The sequence below is a fragment of the Paenibacillus sp. ALE2 genome, from assembly GCF_054113385.1.
Window position 1 is genome coordinate 73,282 of sequence record NZ_CM134213.1, and the last position, 13,500, is coordinate 86,781.

At 46.4% G+C, this 13,500-nt stretch carries 10 protein-coding genes; 2 read left to right on the top strand and 8 right to left on the bottom strand.

Annotation, left to right across the window (positions count from 1 at the left end; all coding sequences use genetic code 11):
- Positions 1-58: 58 nt before the first annotated feature.
- Together ACXHJ1_RS00375 and ACXHJ1_RS00380 are read right to left on the bottom strand one after the other, a co-directional pair.
- Positions 59-1,540, bottom strand: coding sequence for a carboxylesterase/lipase family protein (locus ACXHJ1_RS00375; RefSeq protein WP_457906147.1), 1,482 nt, complete (start codon positions 1,538-1,540; stop codon positions 59-61).
- A 152-nt stretch (positions 1,541-1,692) separates the two neighbouring features.
- Positions 1,693-2,256, bottom strand: coding sequence for a GbsR/MarR family transcriptional regulator (locus ACXHJ1_RS00380; protein ID WP_045244057.1), 564 nt, complete (start codon positions 2,254-2,256; stop codon positions 1,693-1,695).
- Between the two features lie 513 nt (positions 2,257-2,769).
- Here ACXHJ1_RS00380 and ACXHJ1_RS00385 point away from each other — a divergent pair.
- Together ACXHJ1_RS00385 and ACXHJ1_RS00390 are read left to right on the top strand one after the other, a co-directional pair.
- On the top strand, positions 2,770-3,993 hold the full coding sequence (locus tag ACXHJ1_RS00385; RefSeq protein WP_029514910.1) for a quaternary amine ABC transporter ATP-binding protein: 1,224 nt from the start codon (positions 2,770-2,772) through the stop codon (positions 3,991-3,993).
- Complete coding sequence (locus tag ACXHJ1_RS00390) at positions 3,968-6,562, top strand: glycine betaine ABC transporter substrate-binding protein (RefSeq protein WP_019686544.1); 2,595 nt, start codon at positions 3,968-3,970, stop codon at positions 6,560-6,562. Before ACXHJ1_RS00385 ends, ACXHJ1_RS00390 begins: the two co-directional genes overlap by 26 nt.
- Positions 6,563-6,651: 89 nt before the next feature.
- On the opposite strand, the gene ACXHJ1_RS00395 is transcribed toward ACXHJ1_RS00390, so the two are convergent.
- The 6 genes from ACXHJ1_RS00395 to ACXHJ1_RS00420 all read right to left on the bottom strand — a co-directional run bounded on the left by ACXHJ1_RS00395 (position 6,652) and on the right by ACXHJ1_RS00420 (position 13,374).
- A complete protein-coding gene (locus ACXHJ1_RS00395) occupies positions 6,652-7,875 on the bottom strand; it encodes an ABC transporter permease (RefSeq protein ID WP_277507394.1) in 1,224 nt (407 codons plus the stop codon).
- Position 7,876: 1 nt separating this feature from the next.
- The gene (locus ACXHJ1_RS00400; protein ID WP_457905391.1) at positions 7,877-9,241 is read right to left on the bottom strand and encodes an HlyD family secretion protein; all 1,365 of its coding nucleotides are present in this window, start codon (positions 9,239-9,241) and stop codon (positions 7,877-7,879) included.
- Between the two features lie 24 nt (positions 9,242-9,265).
- On the bottom strand, positions 9,266-9,850 hold the full coding sequence (locus ACXHJ1_RS00405; RefSeq protein ID WP_016821184.1) for a TetR/AcrR family transcriptional regulator: 585 nt from the start codon (positions 9,848-9,850) through the stop codon (positions 9,266-9,268).
- Between the two features lie 255 nt (positions 9,851-10,105).
- Positions 10,106-11,473: an ABC transporter substrate-binding protein gene (locus ACXHJ1_RS00410; RefSeq protein ID WP_457905392.1), complete on the bottom strand. Its 1,368-nt coding sequence runs from the start codon at positions 11,471-11,473 to the stop codon at positions 10,106-10,108.
- 117 nt (positions 11,474-11,590) lie between these two features.
- Entirely contained in the window at positions 11,591-12,412 is an 822-nt protein-coding gene (locus ACXHJ1_RS00415; protein ID WP_016821186.1) for a carbohydrate ABC transporter permease, read from the bottom strand.
- Positions 12,409-13,374: a carbohydrate ABC transporter permease gene (locus ACXHJ1_RS00420; RefSeq protein WP_016821187.1), complete on the bottom strand. Its 966-nt coding sequence runs from the start codon at positions 13,372-13,374 to the stop codon at positions 12,409-12,411. The genes ACXHJ1_RS00415 and ACXHJ1_RS00420 overlap by 4 nt, the downstream gene beginning before the upstream one ends.
- Positions 13,375-13,500: the final 126 nt, after the last annotated feature.

The window sequence follows — 13,500 nt, forward strand, 5'->3', positions numbered from 1 at the left end:
TACAAAATACGGGCGAAGGCTTTTTCGTTGATTCCTTTAGACGATGCCTCGTACTTACCTATATGCTCATCTGCCCCGTTAACTGGCGGCGTCTATCCCCTTCTGGATCATGTTCCACCATAATATCCTGATGAAAAATGGCTGTAGCTCGCTGTTGCCTGTCGTACATCGGCCATGCTCTCTCAGGTAGCATAGGCTCCCCATCACGTGCAAAAGCAACCCATGCCTGCTGCATATCATGAGCAAGCTTCTCCATAGAAGGTTGAATCTCTAATCCCAGCTTATCCAGCAGCTTCAGATTATCGAAAACAAAAGCAATTTCTGCACCGTGAACCGCTTGTCCAAAGGTAGGATGGCCCGGCAGTGTCCAATCAAAACGGTACATCCATACCGATGCATACACCGACTGTGCAGCGGCAAGAGCCAACGCGGGACGCCAAAAAATGAGATCGGTCAACATTTGTGCCTGTCCCTCAATGGTAACTGGAAAAGGTTCTATCAGGTCGCAAATGTCGGACATACCTGTCATCATTTCCAATGCCTGACGTGCTGTTAGCTTGTTCATCAGATGGGATTCTTTGCGGATAAAATAGTTCCCTTCATGCAAGTTCGTTCCAATCATAACAGATACCTGTTTTGCTGAACCTTGGGCGATTGCCGACAGGGGTAGATCCGGCAAGGTCACCCCGTCTACAACGGGTTGATAAATCATCGCCATTCCTGGTCCGATGACTTCATGTGTTTTAGCCATAGCGAGCATCAACGCATCTGTCGGCAGCGTAAACAATCGCTCAGGATGCTGAGTGTCCACACCCAGTTGCTGCAAATACACAGCCGCCACTTGCTCTGCCTGTGCAGTTGGCAACACCTGCGATGCTCCACTTTGCAAAATTGCACGCTGGAACAGCCCCTCAGCGGCTGGCATCGCCAATAGAGCGGCAATACTCATCGCGCCTGCCGATTCACCGAACACCGTTATTTCGTCCGGGTTGCCGCCAAAGGCAGAAATATGATCCCGAACCCATTCCAGCGCAGCGATTTGATCCAACAGTCCGGCATTTGAGGTCAGCCCATTCCCCTTTGGAGTCAAATGCAAAAATCCTAACGGTCCTAACCGATAATTGATCGTAACTACAACAACATTGCCATTCTTCGCCATGCGTTCCCCGTCATATAAAGGTATAATCCCAGACCCGGTGACAAAGGCACCGCCATGAATCCACACCAGCACCGGACGTCCCTTCTCAGGAGCCTTCGAAGCCGGTGTCCAAATGTTCAGATACAAGCAATCCTCAGACTGCTGCGGCGGTTCCACCAGATTTCCGGTCATACTTTCAGCGGAGGGCATGGGTTGCGGACAGATGGGTCCGAAACTCGTCGCAGCCCGTACACCCTCCCAAGGCTCCAAAGGCTGTGGTCCGTGAAAACGAAGTTTTCCAACAGGAGGCTGCGCATATGGAATACCTTTCCACACATGATATCCATTCCCCGTTTCTCCACGTAATTGACCTAGACGAGTATGTACTGTATTACTCTCCATCATGAACCCTCCTTTATTTTGTATGTTCAACATAACGGTATACTATCAATCTTTACATATCTCTATTATACCCTTTGCGCAGGACCAAACCAAAAAATACCGGAAGCGCTTTTGCGCTCCGGCATTTTGTAGACAGAATGAGTGGATCTTGCTTAATCCTGAACCTCTTCTTTCGGAATCAGCTTGTAAATTTCTTCGCTTTCCATCGAATCAATCAATCGGTCTAGCCACTTGTAATAAGCCACGGCCTGCTTCATTTTCATACGGTCTTGCTGAAGAATGGTCTTAAATTCCTCGTATTCTTCACCCTGTGCCATCAATTTGTCCAGTTCCTCAATGGCTTTGCGCAGTACGAGTAAATTTGTTTCTACTGCTTTTCTCCATTTAATAGCGAAGAAGTCAGTAAAGGTTTGATACCAGTCATACTCGACTTCATACAAGTCCTTGCGTGAGCCTTTGCTCCATACCTTGTTCACCATTTTCAGATCCAACAACGTTCGAACTCCTGTACTCATGCTCGTTTTGCTCATTTCCATTTCACGGCCCATCTCATCCAGCGTCATCGGTTTATCCGCAAAAAAAAGCAAACCGTACAAATGCCCCGCAGACAGAGTGATCCCATATAGGTCCATGTTTTTACCTATAGCTTCTATGACACGTTTGCGAATTTTTTGCAGCGACGCCTGCTGCTCATCACCTAACTGGTACAAGCTCATGCTTGCAACCTCCTAATTTTAGAGCATTTTGCACAACCTAGTATGAACGACTTACCCGTAAAGGATTAGCTTTGACGCAATATATGAAATCTTTCAATACGAATGAAATGTTTCAAAAGCAAAGCTTCTGTCTATATTACAACAGCATGATCGTTCAAAATCATAATTCGCAAAATTGCTAATGATAGTAAACTTTTAAAATTATGGATATACATAAATCTTTTTGTTATGGTCATATTTCATTGTCTATTTTAAAAAAAGCACTATCGGTTGTAAAGTTCCGAATGTTTGAGCATTCTAAAGAACGAAGGAGCATATCGAAGGAAAGTTTGTACAGTTTTTTCTGTACGTACTTTACGAACAGTTTTTTTGTTTGAAATGTAAGTGATGCTTCTGTTACAATTAATTTTGTCATTAACCGTTCAGGATGTACAGAATTATGATTTTTATACTCAATCCATCATGCAACATGGGGTTAATACCAAGCAAAGTATAGAAAGAAGAGGTGTATGTATGACGATTTTGGAAGTCAAAAATGTCAGCAAACTCTTTGGTCCTCACGCAGAGCAAGGTGTTCCGCTCCTGGAGCAAGGCTGGGGCAAAGAAAAGCTGGCCAAAGAAAAACAGATTACTGTTGGTGTTAACAAGGCCAACATGCAAATTAAGCAAGGTGAAATTTTCGTAATTATGGGGTTATCAGGTAGCGGCAAGTCCACTTTGGTGCGAATGCTAAATCGCTTGATTGAGCCTACCTCCGGTGAAATTCTGGTCCACGGCAAAGATCTCCGTAAGATGAACAAAGAACAACTCCGCGAGGTTCGTCGTAAAACCATCAGCATGGTTTTTCAAAAGTTCGCCCTGTTCCCACATCGGACTGTATTGGAAAATGTAGAATACGGTCTTGAAATTCAAAAGGTAGATAAAGCACAACGCCAGGAAAAGGCACAAACAGCGCTGGAACTGGTTGGTCTTAAAAACTGGGGCGATAAAATGCCCGATGAGCTGAGTGGCGGTATGCAGCAGCGTGTCGGCCTGGCACGGGCACTGGCAAATGACCCTGAAGTTCTCCTGATGGATGAAGCATTCAGCGCATTGGACCCTCTCATTCGCCGTGACATGCAAGATGAGCTGCTGGAGCTTCAAGATAAAATGAAGAAAACGATTGTCTTTATCACCCATGATCTGGATGAAGCGCTGCGGATTGGTGACCGGATTGCATTGATGCGGGACGGAGTGGTCGTACAAATTGGTACACCGGAAGAAATTATGATCCAACCAGCTAACTCTTATGTAGCCCGCTTCGTCGAGGATGTGGATCTGTCCAAAGTGTTGACGGCTGCTCATGTCATGCTTCGTCCAGAAACCATCACTATGGACCGCGGTCCACGTGTAGCTCTGGAATTGATGCGGGAGCGTGGAATTTCCAATCTATTCGTCATTGACCGCACCAAAAAGCTACTGGGTGTTATTAATGCCGAGGATGCTGTCCATGCACTGCGCAACAATTTGAAGATTGAAGATATTTTGATCACGGACGGACCGCAGGTTCCTGCTGAAACTGTTATTAATGATTTGTTTGAAATTACAAGCTCGTCCAAGGTGCCACTGGCTGTCGTCGATGACAAGCAGAAATTGCTGGGCGTTATCGTCCGTGGAGCTTTATTGGGTGCACTAAGTGGAGATGTACCTACTACAAAGGAGGTGAATGCCCATGATACCGAAACTACCAATCGCTGAGTGGATTCAATCCATTGTAGACTGGATGGGTATTCATCTGGCTGGATTGTTTAATGTTATTTCTTCGGTAATTGAAGCGGTAGTAGGCTTTTTCTCTGGCTTGTTCATGCTTCCGCACCCTCTGGTGTTCATCGTGATCATCGGGATTATCGCCTTTATGATCGGGCGGGTGCAGCTTACACTGTTCACTGTCATCGGCTTCCTGCTGATTGATAATCTCGGCTATTGGAGTGAAACGATGAACACGCTCGGACTGGTCATCACGTCTGCGCTTGTATCCATTGTTATCGGGATTCCGATCGGAATCTGGTGTGCATACAGTAAATCAGCATCACGCATTATCACGCCTTTACTTGATTTTATGCAGACGATGCCAGCGTTCGTGTACTTGCTCCCGGCGGTTACCTTTTTCAGCTTGGGTGTTGTACCAGGTGTTATCGCCTCTGTAATCTTTGCGATCCCCCCAACCATTCGCATGACCAACCTGGGGATTATGCAAGTATCGGATGAGCTGATTGAAGCCTCTGATGCTTTTGGTTCAACATCGGCGCAAAAGCTGTTTAAAGTACAGCTGCCACTGGCATTGCCTACCTTAATGGCTGGTATTAATCAGACGATTATGCTGTCACTGTCCATGGTTGTTATTGCTTCCATGATCGGTGCGGAAGGTATCGGTGCGGTTGTGTATCGTGCTGTGACCCAACTGCAAATTGGTAAAGGCTTTGAAGCCGGCTTGGCTGTGGTCGTTCTGGCTATTGTACTTGACCGCTTTACACAAAACCTGTTCAAACCGACGAAAAGAAGCAAAAGTCGTGTATCCAGCAAGCAAAAAGTATGGATCACCTCTGCAGTTACAGCGGTTATTCTGATCGCTGGCGCATCTCAATATTTTGTTGGAACAGATCATTCCGCTGCTGGTAAAGGTAGTGCTGCTGCCAATCCGATTGGCGCAGAGGTTGATTATAAAATTATTGGTATTGATGCCGGGGCAGGCATTATGAAGTCGACGGCTAAAGCAATTCAAGACTACAATTTGTCTGATTGGAAGCTAGTCGAGGGTTCCGGTGCAGCCATGACGGCCACATTGGACAAAGCCATCAAAGCGAAAAAACCGATCATTATTACCGGTTGGACTCCTCACTGGATGTTCAACAAGTATGATCTCAAATATTTGGAAGACCCTAAAAAGTCTTATGGTGAAGCCGAGGGTATTCATACGATTGCCCGCAAAGGTTTGCAGCAGGACGCTCCTACTGCTTATGAGTTTCTAAAACGTTTCAAATGGACTGCTGAAGATATGGGTGAAATGATGGTTGCTATCCAAGAAGGGACCAGCCCTGAGCAAGCTGCCAAGGATTGGGCAGAGAAACATGCCGACAAGGTTCAGGAATGGACTCAAGGACTGCAACCTGTCAATGGCGACACCTTTAAGCTAAGCTATGTAGCTTGGGATTCGGAAATTGCGAGTACGAATTTGCTGAAATATATTATGGAAAACAAACTGGGTTACAAAGTAACCGCACTGCAAGTTGAAGCAGGTCCTATGTGGACAGGTGTCGCTAGTGGCGATGTAGATGCCTCACCGGCTGCATGGCTGCCGTTAACGCATGCGGATTACTGGGCTAAATACAAAGATAAACTCGACGACCTAGGTGCAAATATGACTGGTGTTAAAACCGGGTTGGTCGTTCCAGCTTACATGAATGTTAAATCAATTACTGAATTGCAGGGGAACGGAGCCGAAGCGGCTCCAGCCTCCGCCGCTACTGGGGACTTTGGCAAGGAGGTCGGCTACCGCATTGTCGGTACCGACCCTGGTGCCGGACTGATGAAGCTGACTGCTAAAGCTATCAGTGACTATGGATTGTCCGACTGGAAACTGCTTGAAAGCTCTGGAGCTGCAATGACCGCTACACTGGATAAAGCTATCAAAGCCAAGCAGCCTATCGTTGTAACCGGTTGGACTCCTCACTGGATGTTTAACAAGTATGATTTGAAATACTTAAAAGATCCTAAAAAGGCTTATGGTGATAAAGAAGAAATTCATACCATTGCCCGCAAAGGGTTGAAACAGGATGCTCCTGTGGCTTATGAATTTCTAAGCCGTTTCAAGTGGACTGCTGAAGATATGGGTGAAGTGATGATCGCAATTCAAGATGGTACTCCCCCACAGCAGGCTGCCAAGAACTGGGCTGATAAGCATCCTGATAAAGTACAGGAATGGATCAAGGGTTTGCAGCCCGTCAACGGCGATCCTCTGAAGCTGAGCTACGCTGCTTGGGATTCGGAAATTGCCAGTACGAACGTATTGAAATATGTATTAGAACAAAAATTGGGCTATAAAGTAACCGCGCTGCAAGTGGAAATCGGCCCAATGTGGACAGGCGTGGCTGGCGGAAGTGTAGATGCTACCGCAGCCGCTTGGCTTCCATTGACGCATGCTGATTATTGGGCTCAATACAAGGATAAAGTAGATGACATCGGAACCAGCATGACTGGCGTTATGTCCGGACTTGTCGTTCCATCCTATGTACCCATTGATTCTATTGAGGATCTCAAAACGCAATAATACTTCACTTTTAAACCATACTAATAAATAAAAGGCAGATCAGGGTTACATCTGATCTGCCTTTTGAATATCCATATTTAAAATTGCTCTCAGCCTTTAAGTGTGAACCCTTCTTGAGCGGGCACATCGGCATGCTGTGCTGTCGTCTGATGTTGTCTAAAGAATAACGGATAGATCACGAAGGCCACCAGCAGACTCACACAACCAATGACGCCCAGAGCAATCAAATCCTTAAAGATGTATGTGATATCCAGACCCTTGAGCGTAATGTTCCGTACTGCGTCCAAATAATACGTCAGCGGCAATATTTCAGCAAGCCCTCGCAAGAAGCCGGGCATTGCTTCTAATGGCCACGTATAACCTGACAGCATAAAGGAAGGAACAGCAATGAGCATCAGAGTTTGTGTTGCATCCACTCTGGTCTTGGAAAAGAGACTGAACAGGAACCCTAATCCACACAAAGCAAAGTTAAAGACCAGCGAAACCAAAATCAATGGCAGTACCTGTCCCCTAAACGGAATATCGAAGCATAAAGCGCTAATACTGAATACAGTCAGCACATTAAAAGCTCCCGCCGCATAATAGGGTGCTAGCTTGGCAATAGCCAAGCGCCAAGGGGTGTTTTTCCATGCGCCAAATCTTCCCCAAGTCCCAGCTTCCTTATCACGCGTGCAAGACAACGCAATACCTAGCAGCAGACACTGCTGGAGAGCCGCAGAAATAACCCCCAACGGCATGAAAAGCTTATAATCATAAACCGGGTTAAATAGCACTCTGGATCGGAACGGGATGGTAGTTAGCGTCGAGGCGGCCTGATCGGCGTTCATTCCCTTTTGCTTCATGGAATTGAGCGATACTCCGGCACTCACGCTACTAATGACCTGATTGGCAATCCGACTGGCACTATTGGAATACATCATATTACTGCCGTCAATCAGCGTAAGCACAGGTGGATTTTCCCCATGCTTAAGCCGAGTGGTAAAGTTATCTGGAATGACAATTCCGACCTTGGCTTCCCCAGTCTCTACCTGGCGGACTACATCATCCTGATTGGTCACTTGCCGTGTAACGGCAAATGAATCAGTCGCGTCGAACGCCTGAATGATTTGGCGACTAAGCTGCGAATTATCTCCGTCATACACCGTAACAGGCATCTCGGTAATCCGCTGATGCGAATACAGGAAGCCGAACAGTATCGTATACACAATTGGCGTAATCAGCAGAATAGCCATAAAGCGGCGGTCCCGGAAGATACTCAGCCATTCCTCGCGAAACACATCGCGGATACGAAGTCTTTCCTGTGAACCCTGCATATTACTGCGCCCCTTTGCCTGTAAACAGAACCGTGGAGCCTGTTGGAACGGAAGCCGCAAGATCCGGTAATGCTACCTTCACACCAAAGGAACGGACATCCTTATCACCTGAGCTTTGGCTCGGTTTTTGAATGGCAAAGTCCGCAGCCGATTCTAACAGAATGACTTTGCCCTTCAGCTCCTTACCGCCTGACAGTAATTTAACTTGAACTGTATCCCCTGCTTGAAGACCGTTCAGAGACGTTTCCGGTACATAGAATTTAGCCCAACGCTGTGTGGATGTTTCAATAGTATAGACAGGAAATCCTGCGCTAGCCATCTCACCCAAGCTAAGCGACTTGGATTTTACGATCCCATCCTCAGGCGCACGCAGCGTAGTATAGCCCAAATAGGTCTGAGCCTCCTGAAGTGCAGCTTCCGCTTGGGCTACCTGTGCATTGGCACCTTCAACCGCAGATCGTGCCTGCTCTACCGTCGATTGCGCAGCCTTCACAGCGGATTGCGCTTGCTCTACCGAAGCCTGAGCAGCTTTGACATCTTCCTGTTGCACAGCCACTTTGCCCGCTCCTGCCTGTGCTTCCTTCACTGCAGCCAAGGCTTGACGGTATTGGGCTTCAGCCGCCGTAATTTCCTCCTTACGGCTTCCCTCCCGCGCCATATCCAATTTTTGCGACTCAGCATTATACTTGGCCACTGCCTGTTGATGTTCCAATGTCGCTTGATCCAGTGAGGCCTGAGTTGCTGCACCGGCTTCTTGAAGCTTTTTGGCACGCTCCAGATTTTTAACAGTCAGGTCCAGCGTTTCCTTCGCTACCTTCACAGATGCTTGCAATTGCTCAATCTCCTGCGGTCTTGCCCCGCTCTTGAGGGCATCCAGTTTCGCTTTGGCGGCGTTCGCAGCCGCTTGGGCCTGTTCTATCTGGCTGGAGGAAGCCTCAGCAGTCACACTGACCGCTGTCGTACCTTGGCTCTTCTTGGCCTGAGCGGCGCTCACGGTAGCCTGTGCCTGGCCTACGCCTGCTTGAGCCTGCAATACGCTGGCTTTCGCTTTGGACACATTGCTTTTGGCTGCCAGCAAAGCAGCCTGTGCTTGCTTCACCTTATCTTCCAGCTCACGGCTTTCCAGATGGGCTATCACCTGCCCTTTTTTTACCTTGTCGCCCTCATTCACCAGCATCTGATCAATACGTCCCGCCATCTTAAAGCTGGCATTGAGCGTATCGGATTCTACATAAGCCGTAGGGATAGAAGAAGACTCATCTGCGGATAAGCTGCTGCTCCCTCGTGGGAAAGCAGTCAAAGCATAGATTCCTACAGCGATTAAAATAATAAGTATGATGTAAATCGCATATTTTTTGGCTTTCATGTTCTCATCACTCCACTTGTCTATTTAATGTTGCATCCCCAGCGCGTTACATACAAATACTTCGGTACTTTCGCGAACTTCCTGCAGATTCATCGTTTCGCCCCATACCATCGACCGCATTGGAGTAAAAATGTAAATGCCGAATAAACAATTTGCAGTCGTTTTTGCATCCAGCTTACTCGAAATTTTTCCATAGAACTTGCCGGAATCAATCTCTGCCTCCATAAAATCAAAATAGTCTGCCAGCACCTGCCTAATATTAAAATGCTGTTCCTGCGAGACCCACCCCTTACTGACCAGTAGACGGCAAAAATCCGGCTCTCTTCCAATGAACTCAATATGTACTTGGATCAGCTTGCGAACCCTCACTTCTACCTGATCCATAGGAATTTGAGCCATCGCTTCATGGATATCCTGGACAAAACGTTCCATTCCCATCTTCAAAATGTAAATGTACAATTCTTGCTTGTTTTTAAAATTGTAGTACAGGGTTCCTTTAGCTATGCCACATACCTTGGCAATTTCCTCCATATTTGTATCATTAAATCCTCGTTCGGAAAAAGCCTTGAGTGCGCCGTTAAAAATAATTTCCTTCGTTTGCTGTTTCATGCTTCCTCCTTTTTTGAACTGACCGTCCAGTACAAAAATTATGTATTTATTATAAGCCCATTTTCAGTTATCCAGCAATAGGAAATGTGCAAAAATGACCATTTTAGACACTTCGTCTAAACGATTATTCTAAAATAAAAATGCAAAAACGGATCGAATAAGTGAGGGGGTCACTCATTCGATCCGTTATTTCATAAAATCGGCTAATAAGGAGGCACATCTACGAATTATCAGCCGATTTTAAGGGAGGGCCGACTATTTCTTCACCGTTTGATTGTATTGCGCGATTTTGCCTGTAATTTCTTGTGCAGCTTGATCCAGAGCCTGTTTTGGCTGCTGCTGGCCACTCAGAACAGCCTCAATCGCACCTTCGACGATCTGACGCGCTTCTGGGAATACGCCCATCACTGCGCCTTGTGTAGCAGTAGATTGTGCCGATGCATGCAATTGGTCAACAGCTGTCTGGAATTGCGGATATTTTACCATGTTATCTTTGAGTACCTTCTCGTCATAGGCCGCTTTCGTGATTGGGAAGTACCCAGTATTCACACTCCATTGTGCCTGTACTGCTGGGGAGGCGACGAATTTAATGAACTCCCATGCTGCCTTTTGCTGGGCTTCAGGTTTGTTGTTCATGATGTATAAGCTCGCGCCGCCTACAACTACGCCGCCTTCTTTTGCTTCATTGGCTCTTGGCAGAAACCCTGTGCCTACTTCGAATTTATCGCCAACCTGCTCCACAATATTACGCAGCGAAGCGGTAGAATCCAGCGTCATCGCAATTTGTCCTGCGGAAAAGGCTTTCGCTGTATCGTCCGAGTTACGTCCCAAATTGGATACGACCTTTTCATCGATCATTTTCTTCCACCATGTCAGCGTTTTTACACCGGCATCCGAATTCAGCAACGATTCCGTAGCTGCTTGCTCACGTCCATTGCCATTATTCACATAGTCCGCGTTCTGATTGGCAAACAGTTGCTCCATAAACCAGCCGTAAATGGCAATGGATGCACCAGATTTACCATCCTTACTTAAGGCTTTGGCAGCTTTTTCGAATTCATCATACGTTTTCGGAGGATTAGCTGGGTCAAGTCCTGCGGCTTTGAAAGCATCCTTGTTGTAATACAAAATCGGGTTTGACGTATTGAACGGCATGGCGTTCAATTTGCCATCAATCGTGTAGTATCGTGTAATATTCGGTTCAAGCTGCGACAAATCGAACTTATCCGCATCAATAAATTGTTGTACAGGCGTGATCATTTTGGAGTCGATCATGAATTTACTGCCGATTTCGTATACTTGAATGATGTCCGGTCCGCTCTTAGAACCAAGCGACGCCTTCAGCTTGTTCAAGCTGTCATCATATTTACCTTGATATACTGGCTCTACCTGAATGTCCTTATGACTAGCGTTAAAGTCAGCAGCAATCTGCTTGATCGCTTTTTCACCGTTGCCGGACATTGAATGCCACCAAGTCAGCTTTACAGGTGAAGTTGCTGCTGCCCCTGTATCATTACCATTACTCGGCTTCTCCGCCGCTGTATTATTGCTACAGCCTGCTGCAACGACCATAGCAGTCAGAATAAGCAGGGTCAAAGCACTTTTCAAACGAAAAAATCTCATAATCTCTCTTCTCTCCCTTTGATTAAATGATTCTTGAATGAAATGTTTGTACTCTTGTGTGTTAAAGCTTTGTATATAGGCTGCTTGCGCAGGTGTTGCTGTCTTTTGCTTCTATAATTAGCCTTTAAGCGCACCCGCTGCCATTCCACGCACCAGCTGTTTTAATCCAAAGATCAGCAGGAGCAGAGACGGTAAAATGACAAGTGCCGTACCCGCAAACACCAGATTCCATGAAGTCGATTCCTGAAACTCCAGCATAGATATGCCGATCTGTACGGTACGCATATTCTCGCTATTTGTGACCAGTAAAGGCCAGAGATATGAATTGTACATGTTCAGGAACGAATACACAGCCAGTGTTCCGAGCGCAGGGCGCGATAACGGAAGCACATGAAACAGGAAATATCGGATATGTCCGCACCCATCCATACGAGCAGCCTCGAACAGTTCCTTGGGAAGCTGGAGAAAAAATTGTCTTAACAGGAACGTTCCGAACGCCGTCGCCAGAAATGGAACCGTCAACCCTTGATATGTATCAAGCCAGTTCCAGCTTCGTACCGTCAGATAGTTGGGAATAATAGTAACTTCCCAAGGGATCATCATCGTCGCGACAAACATGCTAAAAATGAAGTTTTTTCCCTTGAATTCCATTTTGGCAAAGGCATAGGCCGCCAAGCTGGCTGTAATCAGTTGTCCGATCATTGTCAGACCCGAAATGAGAAAGGTGTTGCCGATAAAGGCTGCAATCGGAACGATTTCAAACACTTCAGAAAAATTGGCCATATGAAAGGAATGCGGGAAAAAGCTTGGTGGGTAAGCGCTCGCTTCCTCCGGTGACATGACCGCCATAAAAAATGTATAAATAACTGGGTACAAAATCAGAGCGGCTGCAATCGTAAGCAGCACATACAATAATGTTGAATTCAGGTGTTGTTTCATTGGTAATGCACCTTTCTTTCCACCCACTTAAACTGAATCATCGTAAGCAGCAAAATGACAGCAAACAAGACAATGGCCTGCGCACTCCCTGTTCCGAACCGGAAATTAACGAAAGCTTCCTGATAAATGGAATATACAAATACATTCGTACTGTTCACCGGACCACCTTTGGTCAAGATATTAATTTGAGCGAAAGACTGGAAGGCACCAATGATGGAAACTACGGTCACAAAAAAGATCGTCGGTGATAGCAGCGGCATAGAGATACGCCAGAACGTGACCAACGGTCCGGCTCCGTCCATTTTGGCACTTTCGTACATGTCATCTGGAATCCCTTGAAGTCCGCTTGATAAGATAATGTAATTGAAGCCAAGATTCATCCAGATGGTCATTATGGCTACGGAGAACAACGCCCAATCTGGGCTGGTCAACCACGGAACTGGATTGATATGTAATAGGGAAAGCACATAGTTGAACATCCCCAGTGTAGGATGGAAAAGGAATTTCCAAATGACCGCAGATGAACCCACCGATAACACCATCGGTAGCGAGAAGGCAAACTGGAAGATACGCATTCCACGTAATTTACTGTGTGTAAGGGCAGCGAGTACCAGCGCCAGTAAAATACCCACAGGTACCGTCAATAGTGCAAAAAGCAGCGTGACCTTAATCCCCTGTAGAAACTGACCTGAGCTGAACAGCATAGCAAAGTTATCTAACCCCACATAATCTGCAACGTTTCCTGCGGGATCTGTAGAATGCAAGCTGAGATAAACGGACTTTATCATCGGATAAAACATAAATACAGCAAACAAAATAAGCGATGGAGCCAAAAAGGTATACGCCAGCGCGTTTTCGCGCAGTCTTTGAATTTTTAGCGAACCCGTGCGTATGCGAGCTTTAGACGATGTCCGTTGCTGGCTCCTCGTCCCCAGTCCCAAAGATTTGTTAAGTTCACCCAAAATGGAACGCCCCTTTCTTTTCAAACCAACCTCAGTAAGTGTATCGTTTTGATGTAAAGGGAACATCAAGTGAACTGGAGTAAAATGTTAATGTTTTGACTCTTTGTAAACCTGTCTTACTTGGCT